The 17,568-nt window shown below is 45.9% G+C and carries 16 protein-coding genes and 2 pseudogenes; 7 read left to right on the top strand and 11 right to left on the bottom strand.

The window, feature by feature from the left end; genetic code table 11:
• Positions 1–665 precede the first annotated feature (665 nt).
• Positions 666–1,010, top strand: coding sequence for a hypothetical protein (locus HRE53_RS26570; protein ID WP_235108612.1), 345 nt, complete (start codon positions 666–668; stop codon positions 1,008–1,010).
• A gap of 464 nt (positions 1,011–1,474) precedes the next feature.
• Here HRE53_RS26570 and HRE53_RS26565 read toward each other — a convergent pair whose 3' ends face one another.
• The 4 genes from HRE53_RS26565 to HRE53_RS26550 all read right to left on the bottom strand — a co-directional run bounded on the left by HRE53_RS26565 (position 1,475) and on the right by HRE53_RS26550 (position 4,044).
• Positions 1,475–1,954: a transposase gene (locus tag HRE53_RS26565; RefSeq protein ID WP_235108611.1), complete on the bottom strand. Its 480-nt coding sequence runs from the start codon at positions 1,952–1,954 to the stop codon at positions 1,475–1,477.
• 186 nt (positions 1,955–2,140) lie between these two features.
• A complete protein-coding gene (locus HRE53_RS26560) occupies positions 2,141–2,374 on the bottom strand; it encodes a hypothetical protein (RefSeq protein WP_235108558.1) in 234 nt (77 codons plus the stop codon).
• Positions 2,375–2,388: 14 nt separating this feature from the next.
• Positions 2,389–3,336, bottom strand: a complete 948-nt coding sequence (locus HRE53_RS26555) for a transposase (protein WP_235108014.1) — start codon at positions 3,334–3,336, stop codon at positions 2,389–2,391.
• 189 nt (positions 3,337–3,525) lie between these two features.
• Positions 3,526–4,044 carry a winged helix-turn-helix domain-containing protein gene (locus HRE53_RS26550; RefSeq protein WP_212662770.1) on the bottom strand — a complete coding sequence of 173 codons (519 nt, stop codon included), beginning with the start codon at positions 4,042–4,044 and terminating at the stop codon, positions 3,526–3,528.
• A gap of 355 nt (positions 4,045–4,399) precedes the next feature.
• On the opposite strand from HRE53_RS26550, the gene HRE53_RS26545 reads away from it, so the two are divergent.
• A complete protein-coding gene (locus HRE53_RS26545) occupies positions 4,400–4,945 on the top strand; it encodes a transposase (RefSeq protein ID WP_235108610.1) in 546 nt (181 codons plus the stop codon).
• Between the two features lie 23 nt (positions 4,946–4,968).
• On the opposite strand, the gene HRE53_RS34620 is transcribed toward HRE53_RS26545, so the two are convergent.
• Both HRE53_RS34620 and HRE53_RS26540 read right to left on the bottom strand, forming a co-directional pair.
• Entirely contained in the window at positions 4,969–5,094 is a 126-nt protein-coding gene (locus HRE53_RS34620) for a hypothetical protein (RefSeq protein ID WP_255801047.1), read from the bottom strand.
• 72 nt (positions 5,095–5,166) lie between these two features.
• Positions 5,167–5,859 carry an NrtR DNA-binding winged helix domain-containing protein gene (locus tag HRE53_RS26540; protein WP_235108609.1) on the bottom strand — a complete coding sequence of 231 codons (693 nt, stop codon included), beginning with the start codon at positions 5,857–5,859 and terminating at the stop codon, positions 5,167–5,169.
• A gap of 84 nt (positions 5,860–5,943) precedes the next feature.
• Here HRE53_RS26540 and HRE53_RS26535 point away from each other — a divergent pair, with 84 nt between their 5' ends.
• The 5 genes and pseudogenes from HRE53_RS26535 to HRE53_RS26515 all read left to right on the top strand — a co-directional run bounded on the left by HRE53_RS26535 (position 5,944) and on the right by HRE53_RS26515 (position 11,555).
• A complete protein-coding gene (locus HRE53_RS26535; RefSeq protein WP_235108608.1) occupies positions 5,944–6,795 on the top strand; it encodes a protein phosphatase 2C domain-containing protein in 852 nt (283 codons plus the stop codon).
• Complete coding sequence (locus HRE53_RS26530; RefSeq protein ID WP_235108607.1) at positions 6,773–7,573, top strand: ADP-ribosylglycohydrolase family protein; 801 nt, start codon at positions 6,773–6,775, stop codon at positions 7,571–7,573. Before HRE53_RS26535 ends, HRE53_RS26530 begins: the two co-directional genes overlap by 23 nt.
• Before the next feature lie 174 nt (positions 7,574–7,747).
• On the top strand, positions 7,748–9,628 hold the full coding sequence (locus HRE53_RS26525; RefSeq protein ID WP_235108606.1) for a hypothetical protein: 1,881 nt from the start codon (positions 7,748–7,750) through the stop codon (positions 9,626–9,628).
• Between the two features lie 14 nt (positions 9,629–9,642).
• A pseudogene (locus tag HRE53_RS26520) lies at positions 9,643–10,667 on the top strand (isochorismatase).
• A 106-nt stretch (positions 10,668–10,773) separates the two neighbouring features.
• A pseudogene (locus tag HRE53_RS26515) lies at positions 10,774–11,555 on the top strand (hypothetical protein).
• Between the two features lie 266 nt (positions 11,556–11,821).
• On the opposite strand, the gene HRE53_RS26510 reads toward HRE53_RS26515, so the two are convergent.
• The 5 genes from HRE53_RS26510 to HRE53_RS26490 form a co-directional block, all read right to left on the bottom strand.
• A complete protein-coding gene (locus HRE53_RS26510; protein WP_212666262.1) occupies positions 11,822–12,166 on the bottom strand; it encodes an NAD(P)H-quinone oxidoreductase subunit M in 345 nt (114 codons plus the stop codon).
• A gap of 267 nt (positions 12,167–12,433) precedes the next feature.
• Positions 12,434–13,204, bottom strand: coding sequence for a hypothetical protein (locus HRE53_RS26505; RefSeq protein WP_235108604.1), 771 nt, complete (start codon positions 13,202–13,204; stop codon positions 12,434–12,436).
• A 460-nt stretch (positions 13,205–13,664) separates the two neighbouring features.
• Positions 13,665–14,570 carry a DUF3365 domain-containing protein gene (locus HRE53_RS26500; protein WP_235108603.1) on the bottom strand — a complete coding sequence of 302 codons (906 nt, stop codon included), beginning with the start codon at positions 14,568–14,570 and terminating at the stop codon, positions 13,665–13,667.
• A 648-nt stretch (positions 14,571–15,218) separates the two neighbouring features.
• Positions 15,219–15,941, bottom strand: a complete 723-nt coding sequence (locus tag HRE53_RS26495) for a hypothetical protein (protein WP_235108602.1) — start codon at positions 15,939–15,941, stop codon at positions 15,219–15,221.
• Between the two features lie 659 nt (positions 15,942–16,600).
• Positions 16,601–17,551 carry a hypothetical protein gene (locus HRE53_RS26490; RefSeq protein ID WP_235108601.1) on the bottom strand — a complete coding sequence of 317 codons (951 nt, stop codon included), beginning with the start codon at positions 17,549–17,551 and terminating at the stop codon, positions 16,601–16,603.
• Between the last annotated feature and the right edge of the window lie 17 nt (positions 17,552–17,568).

The raw sequence follows: 17,568 nt of genomic DNA, 5'->3' as shown, positions 1-17,568 counted from the left end.
CCTATAGTAAAGAGCACATTTCTCTGATAAATCTAACTTTAGGTGCATAAATAGGTGCAATAGCAGGTATGGTAATTAATAGTATTAAATACTATTAATTACCATACCTGCTTATTGCACCTATTTATTGCACCTAAAGTTAGATTTATCGCAGAGAATGTGCTCTTTACTATAGGAAATAGCATCTAAAAAACAATCTTCCTAAACTCTCTATGCATATTTGTATGTCAATAAAACCAAATAAATACTTATAGAGCATGCCACCTAAAACTCTTTCTATAAATAACTTACAAGCGTAGAACTCTATATATATATTCTCAATAAGATATACAAAATGGATCTTTACTGAGAAAATCTTATGTTTTAGAAGCAGTTTACCCCCCCTTTAAAAAATATAAACCAACACAGGATTGCCACAACTTAACACGCCTAAAAAATAAGTCGTGCTCATGAAAATTATTTTAGGTGTGAAAACGTGTATTAGGTGTACAAACAGCAATACTATTCCGGCAATATCGACATGGGAATATTGAGCAGAGCAAGATGTACCATTATTAGCTTCTGGGTTGGCCATTCAATACTCAGATAGATCAGGAAATGGTGTCTGAGCTGGCAAAAGTCTAAAAAGCTTATACTTCAGTGACTATGAGCGTAGCGAATTAGCCATGACTGAAAAACAAGCCCACCAAAATCGTACAGCAATTGTTCATTTTGGCGCAACCACACAAGACTATTTGGACCTGGTGCAAGCACCCCTCACAGCCCAACTTTCTTCAGAACGTCATAAGCCCGATTGCCGTGATACCAGTCGTTATACGCTCCATGCTCTACGAGAACGTCAAGTGGATGGTTGGGACCAGTCGAGACCCTCCCTATCTGCCGAACGCGCTGTCGAGCCGTCTTCACGGTCTTGCCCAGCTTCCCCAAGCAATCGGCATCTTGACGACGATTGCTTGGGGAAGCTCCAGGAGCTAAATCTAGGGATGGGACTGAGCCAGAGAGTTGAGTGACAATTACGTAGACAGAGGTTGTCGATTGCATAGTCTTCTCTAGGAATATCAGGATCTAGTTCAATCCAGAGATCACATCTGCAGAGAGAGGTAGTTAGGTGAGATTATCTCAGCCCCTCTAGCTAAGGGAGGCTCGAAAAAGGTATTGCTGAAGGGAGTTATTGAGCCAAGATACTCCCATGGAAGAGAAAAAAAGGCCATTACTTTCAGAGCTAGCTTGCGTGAACTCTAACTGTGAAAGCTATGGTCAAGCGGGCCTTGAGAATTTAACAGTACGTAAAGTCTACGGACAAGATCGAATACGGTATCTGCGCTGTCATAGCTGTGGAGCAGAGTTCAGTGAACGCAAGAACACTGCCTTTTGGAATACAAAAAGCCCTGAATCTCGAGCAATAGAAGTAGGTCGTCAAATTGCAGAAGGAACGTCTATCAAAGGAACATCACGTCTGATACCAATTTGCGTTTTAAATCGTAATTCTCATATGAGGAAAATTGGTCATAGAAGTCAGCCTATCGGGTAAATCCATGAGTTCTTTGAGTCCCTTGCACAAGGTATCGGATACCGCATCTAAAGAATCAAAAACCTGATTATAGAAGTGCTTTTCTTTCACCTCCTCCCAGATATGCTCTACAGCATTGAGTTGTGGACTGCGAGGAGGCTGAACAATCAAGCGTATATTGTCTGGAATGACGAGCTTCTTTCCGGTATGGTAAGACGCTCCATCGACCTGCATCACCACAAAATAGTCTGAAAAGTCATCCGCCACTTGTGCTAGGAATAAGTTCATCATCTGAGTATTGGAAAAGGGTAAGACTAAAGCACTCATCTTTCCTAACGCAGGAGCAACAGCAACATAGCCATAGAGATATTCACGGACAAGCTGCTGCCCACTTTCGGGTCGAATTCCAGGCGCACACCAAGCTCTTCTTACACGACTTGGCAAACTTCTTTATTTTTATAGAGGGATAATTAGGTCTAGGCTGGCATTATTACCTCCACAACTTGCTCGACAGATTGGCCTTGTTCAAAGAGTGATTGACAAAACTGTACGAGCGGATGCAAAACCTCACGAGTCAATCCGTAGAGCTTCTGGCCAATGCTTGGCGTTTTACTTGCAAAGCTAAATTTTTCAGATGTTCCCCCCAGCGACAGGCGCATCCTGGAGCAACGACTGCGCCAGACAACTTAAAGCGATGTGGCGTTTGACCGCATCCTCGTTGCGTAGCTGAGCCGATTCCAGGCCACAGATGCCTTTGGTAAACTCATGAAAAACTTCACAGGGCCAGCGATAGCTCCAGGTGATGGCAATGCGCGAGACATCCCAGTGCAGCGCGTCAGTCACTAAAAAAGCGAGGGGTATCATTCAAATCCTCCGTTTCATGAACAATGACAATCCGTTTGCGTCCGATTTTTTTTGAGGCGTACGACTTTGCTAAAGGCCCAAATCTCCTTCACTTCGCCATTGCGTTGATGAATGCGGTAGTGCCGAAACGACTGGCCAGAGGTGCTACGAAGTTGTTGAGCCACTGCGTCAATGCGAGTCCATTGGTTGAACCAAAGCACGGAACGATTACACGCCAGCTCACTCACCCAATGCTTGCCGAATCCTTCAATGACGGTCGTTAAGTCCGCTGCGCATACGCCTGCATCAAAAGCATAATCCGCTGTCGGAAACTGCCCTTCCCCTTCAATTTGCTCAATCATGGCACTCAGCAGTTCCGTTCGCGTTTGATAGGCGTCACGATTATGCTGGTAGGCCACCAACTCACTCAATCGCTCCATCGCCGCTGCGATAGTTTCATACTCGCCTTGACGGGTCATCTTCAGATACTCCAGTTCTGCGGCTTCCCACTGGGCCGCTTGCACGGCGACGCCTATCCCATCTTGTCGCACTCGATTTGCCGCCACTGCGGTCAGAATCGTCTGATAACAGCTCATGCAATTATCAACATAATCGTACTGACGTTTGACCCCAAAAATCTGTTTGCTCCGTTCGTGATGTCCCAGTGTCCAATCTAGGCTAATCACTACACGTGCTCTGGGGGCATAATGCTGTGATACCTGTAGACGGTGGCGCACCATCAATGCCTCCTGCTCCCATGGCGATTCAAACACCCCGGCGTGCATTGCTCGACGACCTGAAAGGGGCTGCTCGGTTGTCGAGACAAACTGACTGTGAATCCCTTGCAATGTTTTGTTCTCACTGAGTAGTAAGCCACTGAGGTATCGGCTCACATGCTCAAATCCGGCTTGTCGAGGAAATAAGTCGCGGTAAGCGCTCATGCCCTGCTTAATCGTGTTGGGGATGCCGACAAAAGGAAGCATTGTTGACGTTGCTCATTACGCTACAAACCTGAAACAAGCATGACGCAACTAACACCATTAGCGACATAAATTGATGGCCTCAATGGGAAACTTTGCCAAGTCGTGTTCTTACTTGTCCTAGACGACCAAAGCGCCCTTCGTCTGCTGCCATGATCACAATGGGACGTTGGTCTTCGGCTGAGCGATCTGCTACAGCGGTTTGGACCAGCCCCCGAAAGTTTTTTTAAAAGCCTCTCGTGCCGCTTTGTTCCCATTGGGATGGGAGGGACGAGGCATGAGTTTGCGCCATCCGTGTCGGTCTAGCAAACGATAGATAGTACTGGGTGCCACTGACGTCTCCACTTTAGTCTCAAAGGCCGTTTGGATCTCTTGAACCGTTGTTAAATGACCTTGTTGAGCACGTTCAATAAACGATTCTAAAAATTCAATCTCTTCCTCAATACTCAGATAAGCACCGGGATTCTTCTTCCGTTTAGCCCTAGGAGCAATTGCTGCTGCTCCTAGGCGATTGTAAGCGGAAATCACCTGATGGACCGTTCGAAGACTAGTTGCAGTATGCGTGGCTATTTCGATAGCTGGGCGAGGATCTACCAGGGCGTTATAAATAATCATCCATTTTTGCTGACAGCGGGCAGTCGGAGCCGTGGCAATTTTGTCTTTCACCTCATCCACTGTTAGATGCGGTTTAACTGTACTAACTCGACTCATATACTTATGGAATGAACATAGGATTAGATCCTATCTAAATTACATCCCAAAACACAAATTGGTCTGACCTACACCCATCCGGATACGGTGAAACGTTTGACCCTCAAGTTTGGTCAGCATGCCCAGAACTTTCATGAGCAGGAAGCTCAGCAACTGGATATCGACATACTAGAGATGGACGAACGTCATGGATACGTCACCAGCAAAAAGCAGCAGTGTTGGGATGCGGCATCCATTGATGCCGCCAGTAAATTCATTGTCCACGTGGCAGTTGGTCCCCGTAACACAGACCTGATAGAAAGGCTGATGCAAGGCAGTCACAGACGACTAGCTCACCCCCCAAGACCTGGTGCTGATGACCGATGGAGAAGCGAGTTATCGCACTCTCTTTCCGGTCATCTTCGGGGTGTCTTACCTCCCCCCCCGTCAAAGCACGATGGGTCGACCTCCCAACCCCAAGTATCGGATTCCTCGAACCCTTGCCCACGTCCAAGTCATCAAGCATCGTCAGGGACAAAAGTTAGAAGCCGTAGAGGTGAGCAAAGCTCATGGGAGCTGGCAACGGATCAATCAAGCGCTAGATGAAATAGGGTACAACATTCCCAACACCTCAACTGTGGAGCGTTTCAATGGCACTGCACGACGGATGAATGCTCATCAAGTCAGACGCTCACTTGCTTTCGCTCATCGCAGTAATACTCGTCAGGCCGTTGCTTGGTGGAGTGCTACAGTTTACAACTGGGTGAGAGTGCATCGCAGTTTACGAACTCCTCTAGAAGTAACCGAGGGTAAAAAGCGCTTTCAACAGAGAACTCCTGCCATGGCAGTTGGATTAACTGAACACATTTGGACCGAAGCTCAGATCCTCAGAGCACCGGTTTATATAGCTTCTCAAGAATAGGGGGCTGAGATAATCTCACCTAACTACCCAATTTTGACGGCCTCAGCTTTCTGTTCGACCGTAAAGGTTCGACGGGGTTTTTGTGTCATGTGAACATTCTCCTTGGTTATCGACTCTTCGGGAATGTCCACTTTTCGAGTAAAGGTCATTTCAAAAATGGGCGAACCGTGAGTACAAGATATATCGACTACTACACAGCTTTTTTTTCAAAGGCTTTAATCTCAAACTTCAAAGTTAAATCCTTGTTGCTTCAATAGCTCATATTTGCTTTGGTCGAACTGATAGAGCCTAGCAGCACGATGGGCAACTCCAATTTGTCGCTCATCCAGAGAGATTAAGAGATCCATTTTTAGAAATTTCTTACGGAAGTTACGTTTATCTAAAGGATGACCCAAAACCGTTTCATAGAGATGCTGGATTTGGGTGAGCGTAAATTTTTGCGGCAGTAATTCAAAACCAATCGGTTCATAACGAACTTTGCCCTGCAAGCGGTGGATAGCCTGTTTCAAGATTTGAGCATGATCGAAGGCTAGGGATGGTAAATTTCCAAGGGAATACCAAGCTGCATCTTCAGCATCAGTAGCGGCCTGTAAGGGATATTCAATTAGGTTGATTAAAGCGTAGTAGGTAACGGAGATGATGCGATCGCGCGGATCTCGACCCAAATCACCAAAGGTATAGAGCTGCTCTAGAAAGATGCCTTGAACACCCGTTTCTTCCTGTAGTTCCCGGCGAGCCGCTTCTTCTAAAGATTCATCCATCTGCACAAAGCCGCCAGGCAGTGCCCACTGATGCTGGAAGGGAGGAATCTGGCGCTGAATGAGTAAGACTTTGAGATCAATCTGTTCATCTAGGCCAAACACCACGCAGTCAACGGTAAGGCTAGGGCGCGGATAGTCATAGGTATAGGGCATAGGGTAGGGTCAATCTTGACATCGTGTAAAAGTGACACTATGATAGATTCAGTCAAGTTAGTGTTACTTTTACACTATAGAGCAATGCAACAGCATTTTGAAGTCGCGGCTGGATCTATTTTGGGCCAGAAGCATCGACGAGTCAGTCAGAACAATCAGGATGCTTGGGGCATTCTTACACGAGATCAAGCAACCATTGCAGTGGTATGTGATGGGTGCGGAAGTCGACCTAAAAGTGAATTTGGAGCGCAGTTAGGTGCTCAGTTAACGGTGAACACTCTTGCTCAATTAGTGGCAGAGGAACGAACAGAAGATGAGCTGTTTTGGCAGGCATTGAGAAAGCGCCTATTAGAGGAGATGCAGACTTTGCAGGAGCAGTTAGGAGCGGATGCACAAGGGCTGTTGGATTACTTCTTATTCACCCTGATTGGGTGTTTAGTGACCTCAGAAACAACCTGGATTTTTGGTCTAGGGGATGGGGTATTTGCTATCAATGAGCAGTTTCATCAGATTGGTCCATTTGCCAATAATGCCCCGCCCTATTTGGCATACAGCTTGCTATGGGAAGCCGAGAAAGGCCCCGATCCATTTCAACTCCAGATTTATGCTCAACAACCTACTGAGCAGGTGCAGTCTGTGCTGATTGGAAGCGATGGGGTAGGGGACTTAATGAACGTAGCGGAAGAGTATCTCCCTGGAAAGTTGGAACCTGTGGGACCACTGAATCAGTTCTGGCATTGCGATCGCTATTTCCAGAATCCTGATCAGGTGCGACGACGGCTCGATCAAATCAATCGAGAGGTGATACAGCCGGACTGGGATGCTCAGCAGGTACGGAAGATTCCAGGTTTATTACCGGACGACACTACATTAATCAGTATTAGACGGAAAGAGACGGAAGAAGGAGGCAGTGATGCTAGGTGCGATCGCAGGTGACATGATTGGGTCAGTTTTTGAGCCCCATTGGCGACGAATGAAACGGAAAGAGTTTGAATTATTTAGTAAGAAATCGAAATTTACAGACGATACGGTACTTACGATGGTCCCCGACCGGCCTTCGGCCATCGCAGTTGCTGATGCCATTCTCCATCAGAAGGAGTATGTCCATTCCATCAAGGACTATTATCGGCGCTATCCCAAAGCTGGCTATGGCAGAACCTTTCGAGAATGGGGGGGGGGCATCAGACAGCTTGGAACCGTATCACAGTTGGGGGGGAATGGTTCAGCCATGCGGGTCAGTGCTGTTGGATTTGCCTTTGATGATTTAGAGACGGTATTGCGAGAAGCGGAGCGAAGTGCAGCCGTCACCCATGATCACCCAGAAGGGATTAAGGGAGCACAGGCAACTGCGGCAGCCATTTACCTAGGGCGACAGGGGCAGTCTAAGGCGGAGATTAAAGCCTATATCGAAGCAACCTTTGGCTATGACTTGAGTTTGAGCCTGGAAGAGATTCGACCCCAGTATCAGTTTGATAGCTCCTGTCAGGGGTCGGTACCCCAGGCGATCACGGCATTTCTAGAATCTACAGATTTTGAAGATGCGATTCGCAATGCCGTATCGCTTGGAGGTGATAGTGATACCCAAGCCTGTATTGCAGGTGGTATTGCTCAAGGGTTTTATGGTGGGGGTACCAGAAAGGATTGCCCAGGAGACTTGGAAACGGCTCGATGCAGACTTACAGCAGGTGGCCACGACGTTTATACAGACTTTTGAGATCAAACAAGTTTAAAGCAATACGGTATTGCAATACGGATTTATTTTAGGTGCGCTAGCAAAAGAAAGCTCAATCTCTTTTCTGTGAAGAGGTTTTAGGGCAATACCGTATTTTACAAGATCGTATCGTCACTTGGTATTGCGATACGAAGCTCATGCTACTTCTAAATTTCTATGGACGTTTATATCAATCAAAAACGAGTTCGCCTACGCCCTAAGCAAGCCATTGGGAAGGGGGGAGAAGCGGATGTGTATCGCCTCAATCGAACCACGGCGGTGAAGCTCTTTAAGCCTCCCAGTCATCCTGATTTTGTGGGCATGGCTGAGGCTCAGCAGGGTGCACGGGAGCGGTTGGCGCTGCATCAGCAAAAGCTGCGGCAGTTTCCCCAGTCGTTACCTGAGCGGGTGATTGCCCCACAGGGATTGGTGATGAATCAAGGCGGACGGCGAATTTTAGGCTATACGATGCCGCTGGTGGCGAATGCGGAGGTGCTGTTACGGTATTGCGATCTCCGAAGGAGGGTCGGGGACCATCGCAGACGGCGGGTCGGAGACCATCGCCAGGTTCGGCAGACGATAGACACACAGGTGGTGGTCAATCTATTTCTGGATCTGCACGAGACAGTGGCCAAGCTGCATGTTGCAGATGTGGTGATTGGGGATTTTAATGACCTAAATATTTTAGTGCAGGGCACCCAGGCATTTCTGATTGATGCCGATTCATTCCAGTTTGGTTCATTTCCCTGTTCGGTGTTTACAGCCCGCTTTGTCGATCCACTACTGTGTGATCCGCAGGGAACACAGCCTATTTTATGTCGACCCTATTCCTGGGAGTCAGATTGGTACGCCTTTACGGTAATGCTGATGCAGGCACTGCTGTTTGTTAATCCTTATGGTGGTGTTTATAGACCGTCTGATCCAGCTCAGAGATTGCCTGCGGCAGCTCGCCCCTTACATCGGATAACGGTGTTTCATCCCCAGGTACGCTATCCGAAGCCGGCTTTACCGTGCGATCGCTTACCGGAAACATTGTTAGATCATTTTCAGCGGGTGTTTGAACAGGATTGGCGGGGAGCATTTCCGCGATCGCTATTGGAAAATTTGCGCTGGCAAACCTGTCCGTCCTGTGGGGTTGAACATGCTCGATCTGCTTGTCCCAGCTGTGTGCAATCTATAGGGGTTGCTCCACCCGTTCAGCAGGGACAGGTTAAGGTCACGACGGTCTTACAAACGAATGGGGTGATCTTGGCGGCTACGTTGACAGCAGGGCATCTGCAGTGGTTGGTCTGGGAGGAGGGGCAGTTTAAGCGGGAAGACGGAGCGGTGATGCTCACGGGCGATCTCAGTCCTGAGTCCGACTGGTATCTACAGGGTCAAACTACTTGGATCGCACAGCAGGGTCAGGTGGTGAGATTATCGGCAGATACGGAGCGGATCTCGGTGGATTGCTATCAAGGTCGGCCCCAGGTTGCGGTGAATAATCGGCATTGTTATTGGTTGAGTCAAGGACAGTTGATGCGGGACCACGCAGTGGTGGGGGAGGTATTGGCCGGACAAACCCAATTTTGGGTGGGACCTCGGTTTGGACTGGGTTTTTATCGAGCCGGACGGCTGAACGGGGCTTTCGTCTTCGATGTCCAGCGCTCAGGGATAAATGATCGGCTGTCGTTGTCCATGGGAGCGGGGACGATAGTGGCGGCCAACTGCACGTTTAGTCAATCTTTGGGATGGCTCTTCGTGACGATCCAGGACCAAGGGGTACTTCAACAGCAATGTTGGGTAATCGCACCGACGGGTCAGGTGGTGGCTCAGGCCGATGTGGGGGAATGGACGGCAGGGAGATCGCCCATTTGTCCCCATTGGGCGGTGGAAGATGCCCTGCTGGTGGCGACGGATGAGGGCATTGCTCGGGTGCAGGTAGATCAAGGGCGATTGATCCTGCAGCGACAATTCCCGGAAACGGAGCCGTTTGTGCAGACGGGCTATCAGGTATTGGCAGCTCCCCAGGGACTCTATACGGTAGGGGCCCAAACCATTCAGTTATTGCAGTTGTAGGAGATTTTAAAATGATGTTCACTCAGTTACCCATTCCTAATTTCTTTGACCCTCAACGGGTGGGGGAGGTGTGGCGGGTCCCTTACCAGGACAGAGTCCAACAGGCCCGGGACTGGGCAAGCCAACAGGGGGTACAGCCAGCAGCGAAGGATAAAATGCGGATTTGTCTGATGGCAATTGATGTCCAAAATACGTTTTGTATTCCCGAGTTTGAGCTGTTTGTGGGAGGACCGTCTGGAATGGGGGCAGTGGAGGATAATCGCCGACTTTGCGAGTTTATCTACCGCAATTTGGGGACGATTACGGAAATTGCACCGACGATGGATACTCATACGGCGATGCAGATCTTCCATGCTGATTTTTGGCTGAATGATCGCGGCGAGTCTCCCACGCCCCTGACGATGATTTCTTTGGCAGAGGTGGAACAGGGGGTCTGGAAGGTGAATCCGGCAATGGCCTATAGTCTGGGCAATTATATGGCTCTGCAGAATTTTGCCCGCCACTATGTCCAACGCCTTTCCCAGAAGGGGAAATATCCCCTGACTATTTGGCCCTATCACTCGATGTTGGCATTGGCCATGCCCTGGTGGCGGCGGTGGAGGAGGCCTGCTTTTTCCATAATCTAGCTCGCCATAGTCAGACCAATTTTGAAATCAAGGGGGGTAATCCTCTGACAGAAAATTACTCGGTACTCCGACCGGAGGTTCTCGATGATCCGAAGGGACGGCCGATTGCCCAAAAGAATATCCGGTTTATCCAAAAGCTGTTGGATTTTGATGCGGTGATTATTGCTGGGCAGGCCAAGAGTCACTGTGTCGCCTGGACTATCGATGACTTGCTCACGGAAATTCAAGCCCATGACCCGGACTTGGCGAAGAAAATTTACTTGCTGGAAGATTGTTCTTCGCCGGTGGTGGTGCCAGGGGTGGTCGATTTTACGGAGCAGGCCAATGAGGCGTTTCTACGGTTTCAACAAGCGGGTATGCATTTGGTGCGTTCTACGGATGAGATCGCAGGTTGGCCTGGCATCAATCCTTAGACGGATTAAACCATGGCTCGATCAGCGTCTGCTGGGTCTGCTGGCTTTTCTCAATAATGCGTCAATCACTTCCTCTCTATACACCTCACTTTTTAAGGAGAATGTTATGTCTCAAGTTCCGAATCTAAATGCACTATTCCAATCAGCCCAAGCGGATGGGGGTACTCTCACAGGCGTCGATGCAGGCCCTCAATATTGTCGATATTGGGGGCACAGATCCAGGCTGGCCTGGGAACGCCAGTCGATGATGTGATGGCTAGTGAGGTGGTGCTGGTGACAATCATGCCGGATGATTCGGGTTCGATTCGGTTTGCCGGCCATGGGGCGGTGGTCCGGGCTGGACATAATACGGTGCTGGATACGTTGGCCATGTCCCCACAGAAAGACCATATTCTTGTTCACAACCGCTATCTCAATGGGGCGGTGCTCTATCCCTACTGTTCTGTTGACCAAGCGATGCGGATGGATCAACACAATTATGATCCGAATCTGGGAACGCCGCTCTATGACCAAACTCTGGTGTTACTGGCTACGGTTCTAGCGAAGGCCCAAGCTTTTATCGATAATGGGGTGCCGGTGCGGACGGTATCTCTGATTATTACGGATGGAGCGGATGCCCATTCTCGGCGTTCTGTCCGGGAGGTCAAGATAATGGTCGAGGATATGCTGCGCACGGAAGACCATATTATTGCAGCAATGGGCATCGATGATGGACAGACGGACTTTAAACGGGTGTTTCGAGAGATGGGGGTGCGTGAACAATGGATCTTGACGCCGGGCAATTCCCATCATGAGATTCGGAAGGCTTTTCAGCTCTTCTCCCAGGCGGCGCTCACGGCCAGTCAGTCGGCACATAACTTTAATCCCCTGGGCGGATTCACGGCTTAGATATGAGAAATGAAGCGAGAAAATGATCCTGGGGGCAAAGGCCAATATCAATCAGGGGGCGATTCAGAAGAGCTGGTAAGTCTTGTTTGAGATCCGGCTCAAATTCTATGACACCGATCCCCCCGTACTGTCGACATTGAATACATTCACCATGCCCACTTGAATACCTGAATCCGGATCGCCTGATGAACTTAATCCATTAGATCCTGTATATTGCCATGTTCTTGGGTAGTGAGTTGAATGTGGTCTTGATAAACCGCCACCCTCTACTTGGATTCTGATGCGATTACCTGGGGCAGGCCCATACTAAAGTTACGCACACGGCTGCTGAGGTTATAACCGACAATGCCTTTTTGCAAGAGGGATCGCACATAATGTTCTAAATCTGAGCCGATACGACGGAGGTTGTAGTCTGTTAAATCTTCACCTGAAAAGGTTTCAACGAGTTCGTCAAACTTGGCATACACTCGCTGGAGGGCATCTTCACTCCAAACCAGCTCGTTATCGGGGTCAACATCTAGAGTTAAGACACTTTCACTGGGAATCAGCTCGTTATTTTCCACTTGGGCAGTGTAAATATGGATGTGACGAGTAGTGGACTTCACTAGCATGGGCAAAGGTCTCAACATTAGAATTTCTCTGGTTCTATTGTAAACATGGGTAGCATTTTCAGAGCAATGAATTTGTCGTTGAGCTACTGCGTGCTCGATTTGATTGGTCGATGAGTGGGGGGATCTGACCTTTACTCGAAAAGATGGACAAGACCCATAGCAAATTGGAAGGCTGCATTGTCACATTTTTCCATTCTATTCCCACACGATTCAATTATTGAATACGCTACTGCTTACACAAAAGTCTAAACACTCTCCAATTATCGATTAACTATTGACTCTGTATTTTTGTTCTAAATACTCAATTTTTTGAGAGAACTCTAAAAGTTTCTCATTTAGATCAAGAGGTACTTCTGCAGTAGATTGAATTTCTGGAACACTAGTGTCAACAAGACTTTTGGCAAGTAAATAGCACTCGATAAGCTCACTCAAGCTGTGATATCTGTTCTCAAAGTAGTGGCGTTCTCTTGGATACTTTGACAGTGAATTTATCTCAAACACCTGATTCTCACCATAAGGCTGTAACTGCTGAGTGACACGATATAGACTTGAGAACTCTGTATGTAACTGACAAAAACGTTGACCCCAATCATCACTCCGTCTAAGCAGCTGCTGCACTAAGAGTAATCGATCACGAAGCTTAAGATTTTTTTCTTCTCCTCGATAGATCTTTTTGACCGTTATTGCTACGACAAGACTGCTTACAATTGCAGCACCAGCAATCGCACTAATCGTTCCTTGCAACACTATACCCAGTGAGAAGATTAATATCCCAGTCCCGATTGCTCCTTGTAACTGAAACTTGCGGATTTTCTGGCGAGGATGAACCAGAAGCAGAGTGCTTTCAGCATTCGTTTCAATCAATAAAATAGGATTGAGTCTACCTACTCCTTTTAGGGGAGTCAGTAAAACAATCGGTGCACCAATCCCGACTAGCTTTGCCAGTTCAACCGTTTTGATAGAACCAGTCTGTAGATGAATTCGAGCGTTATAGATAACCCGATGATGATTGCTATACCCTAGCCAAGATGCAACCACGGTCCCTGCAGAGACAAGATAGGTTGAATGGCAATGAGAACATAGCACTGAGCATTTGCGTAACGACTGTTTATCGTCTGGTATGTACAAAAGGCTTTTACAGGTTGGGCAATTAATTTTCATCCTTAGTCCAGATGGATGACGAGTTGCCCCACCAAGGTGAATGAGCTACGAAGCTTCCAGGTTAGGCCATTCAAGGATACTACCGTGTTAATAGGACTGTAAATTATTTTGTGTATACGGTTTAAAGTGGGCTTTATGCTTTACTACGGCCAGAAAGTATGCACATCTAATTGAGAAAAGGCACCTCTAACTTGTAGAGGTGCCCATCTATTCCATTGCGGAAGCCGTATTTTTTGAGATTTGCTGAGCTATCGTTTCCTACAAAGTTAGCTGAAGCTCAATGTTGACCAAGAATTCAGCCAATATTGCTAGTGAAGTAACCGTCGAGGATAATCAATTAGTCTTTTTTCTTTCTTAATCGATTGGTTGCAGAAACTAGACTCCGGCGCATTAGTTCAACTGCCTTGGCCAACTCTCCAATCTCATCCGTTCGATTAGATCTAATTTCTTGTTCTAGGACGCCACCGCTCACTTCTCGAGCCAGACGAGAGATATGAGTAACAGGCTTGATAATAAAGCGTTGAATCAACTGATCCATCAAGATAAAAATGCCTGAGAACATTGCAGTTAAGACAACAAAGGCAATCAAGCTACGTTGGAAAACTAGAGACTTAACGTCTTGTAGCGGTACTCCCACAACGCTAGCACCAACGACTTGCCCCGAGGTATAACCAAAGCCGGTACCCGCTTTATATAAATCTGTGATTTCTTTTGGGGCGGTTGAAGCTGTGCCATGGCATTTTAAGCAAGAATCTTTACTCACAGAAGGTCTAGATGAAACAAGATAGTTTTTTCCTTCAATTTGACCTTCCCGAATTAAGTCTTTTAAATCTCGATCCTTACGAAAGGTTTCTAAAAGTTCATCTTCTAGAGGCTGTGGTAAGTTATCTGGGTTTAAGGGATTATCTGAAGCTACTTTAATATAGTAGTCAGGCTGCACTTTTAAGAAATGACCTGATACCTTTTTAGTCGCAACTGTTGAAGATACAGCTGGAGGATGAAAAATCTGCTTTTCTAGTAAAGGTGGACGAACATCCTCTGCAATAAAAGTTCTAAGAGACTTAACCATATCAACCATTAAGCCAAGCTCTTTATTCGCAGCAGCATGGACTTCTGTATTTGTCCAAACGCCAATAACAGGAAGCATAATGAAAAGAGTTAGAAGATATAGACTGACCAATATTTGCCTAAATCTCCAGAGTAGGCTCTTCTTTGATGCAACCTCTTCAACTGTATTGACCACCTTGCTTTGCTCCTAAATGTCAAAGTATTGAATAAACAAAGAATGCTTAGCACATCTAAGCAATGCACTGAATGTATAGTGCCCTAACCAAGGAAAATATCACACATCGAAGTAATCTTTTTCTACAAGATTTAGTAAAATAAATGAATTGAAATTTAGTATAAATATTCTACAGAAATCAATTAATAAAACGACACGCAAATAATGACTAAAAAGATTAATATTTAGTCTTTTAGGTTATTGAGATAGAATCTAGATTTTCTATGTTTGCAAATTAAACTTTAAGTTTATTTTACCCTAGAGAATATAGGGAGAATACTAAATACTCAAACCATAGTACTGGTTTCTTAGTAAGACCTGAAGCCTCTTAACCCTTATTTGATAAAGACTTTAGGCTTTTACATCTATCTTGACTAAAAGCCATGTAGGGAAAAGGTTTTGAACAGATAGATCCTCTTAGCAGTCCTATACCCAAACTATACAAACTTAGTAACTACAGATTGGTAGCTACTAAGTTTATGTTTCAAGCTTGTATGGAAGAGCTATCGCTTGCAACAACTGTCTAGGATTGTCTTCCTCAAGATTGTGAATCAGTATCTCCAAAGCCGTAGGATGAAATACGGATATTTTAGAAGAAACAAACAATTCTTAATCCTGGATGAGGATGACGCCGACCAGCTGCTCCTTAATGATGCTTATGAACTGCTTCTGATACTCATCTTCATCAAGTTCACCAATTAAGATGTCAATGAATAATGCTAAGTCTCCACGATCTTTCAATAAACTGATTTCAGCAAAAGCATCATCGTAAATCAGTTCAGAAATAGGACCCACAGCTTGTTGTAATGCAGACTTGATTGTGGGGATTGTAAAATCTGGAATTTCAGTAGATTTTGGCTCAACTGGAGTAACTAAGCCAGACTGTGTAGCAGATACAGGAGATAAATCCTGTACAGGAGAAGATGCTTCAGGATAGCTAACCAAAGAATCAGTATTTTCAGGTCTACTGGGTGCCATGGATACTGCTGAATTCAGCCTAATAGGTTCTAGATTAGCCTGATATTCTTGTAGAGTCTTCGGCAGTTTTACACATAACTTTTGTAAGATTTCACTTGTATCTGGTAAAACTCGCTTAGTTTTGGAATGTTCTAGGGAATGCTTTCGCACGGCAAAACTCTCAACTTCCATGCCAAGAACAGCATTCAATGCGTTAGGCCCAGACAGTGAGCCATAGCGAAGATATGAGATTTCCCCTTCTTTCACTGAAACCATCGCAGTATGCTTATCTTTCGTCGAGATAAGATAAGTTATGTCTGTTCTCTCTTTGATGTTCTGTAATAGTTGAAGAACTAATTCTAGGTATTCATCCATGCTATATATGAATGTCGATTAATCCGTTAACAAATTGTGTTCACACTCAGTTGATGCAATGCAAGAATTTTTCAAATATTTACTTTAAGAAAAACTCATAATATCTTGAAAGTCAGTAGTACAACATTGCTATCCTGATAGTCTCCGAACAAGGGGCAATAAATCTTAGTCGGATCAATCAATATTCTCTGGAGTAGGTAGGTACCTCTAATATGCCCATTTTTTTTAGCTATCTACAATATAATCGAGAATCAAATCAACACTTGCCATTGTTGCCATTAATAGATCGAGCCTAATCCTTCAGTCTTCAGATCTAAAGATAAATACCTCATATCCCATTGGTGTATTAATATGTTGGCAATCGACTACCTATATCTTATAGGAAGTAACTGTAGGCTCTAAATAATAGTTATTTCTCTTTTGCACTAGTTTTTTTTATCAAGACAATAAAAAATCTAATGAATATTTGTTTCAGGCTAAATATAAGCACTAAAACTAAACTCCACCAACCTCAATGAGTTAGGTCAAAGTAAATATTGCCGTGGATCCCAAACGCTCTTGAACAGCTAGGCAACTACCTAGGCTATGTTCAAGCTTTGTCTTCAACTCTATACCGGTTGTGAGACAAGCTAGAACAGGGCCATTCCCAGGGTCTGATATTACCTTTCTTGGGAAGCCTCCAGTAACTCTTCAATTTTTTGAATACTTTTATCTGACATTTTGGCTTGCTTAAAGGCCATGCGTAATGCCTGCCAATTTTGTTGTGTTGGGTTTGCGATCGCAGTTTCTAACTGCCCCAACCAAACAGGTACATTGGGTGCAACTGGTCCATCGGCTTGCCCTAAAGCAAACCCCAAATCGCCCTGCTGATGGTCCTTTGGCAAAGTCAATATCACCTCGACATCGTATTGCTCATCATGCCATTTAGACCACCACTTATCCTTGGACTCACTTTGGCTGGCGAGTAAAACGCCGGAATTGAGGTTATAGGCCGATGTACTAGGACCTATCGGTGCTGCGATGTCTTTGATGATTAATGCTAGAGCAATCGGAACTTCCTCTTGCCAATTCGCCTTATCACAGGTTATGTCAGCCAAGGTATGGCGATATCCTAGGTCCGATAGTTGCTCGACGCTGACTGGGCCACCGAACAGTTTTTGAGTCAGAGCAATCCCTTCTGATGAGTTTTGTGCGGTACCAGAGTCTGCGATCTCAGCAAAAATATCTACCATTGGCTCAATCTTTGGGGATCTGCTCAATACAACTGAAGCTGTTTGGTCGGCTATTTGGCCTTTGAGCAACACAGAACTGTCATCCTTATCTCGAATAACCAACACATCAGTGTATTGGATAGCAGGGATAGGAATTTGTCGTCCATACCAATTCAACTTCCAGCTGGGCTGACTGGCCATATCTTTCGGCAGGGGTTGATAGGTAATCTTGACCCCAGGTTGTTGAGATAGTTCTTTTCTGAGTTTCTGACAATGCTGGGGCCAAATTGCTTGATTGAATGCATGTTCAGATCCTTTACCAGAAACGCTGTTACAACTGGTTAGAGATAATAATCCAATCCCCGTCAATATCTTCAAGAAAGATTGTTTATAGTTCATCTCTAATCTCTAATGGT

The sequence above is a fragment of the Acaryochloris sp. 'Moss Beach' genome (assembly GCF_021497025.1).
GTDB classification, from domain to species: domain Bacteria; phylum Cyanobacteriota; class Cyanobacteriia; order Thermosynechococcales; family Thermosynechococcaceae; genus Acaryochloris; species Acaryochloris marina_A.
Note: the sequence above shows the minus strand (reverse complement) of the source record. Positions and strands in the feature narration are given on the sequence as shown.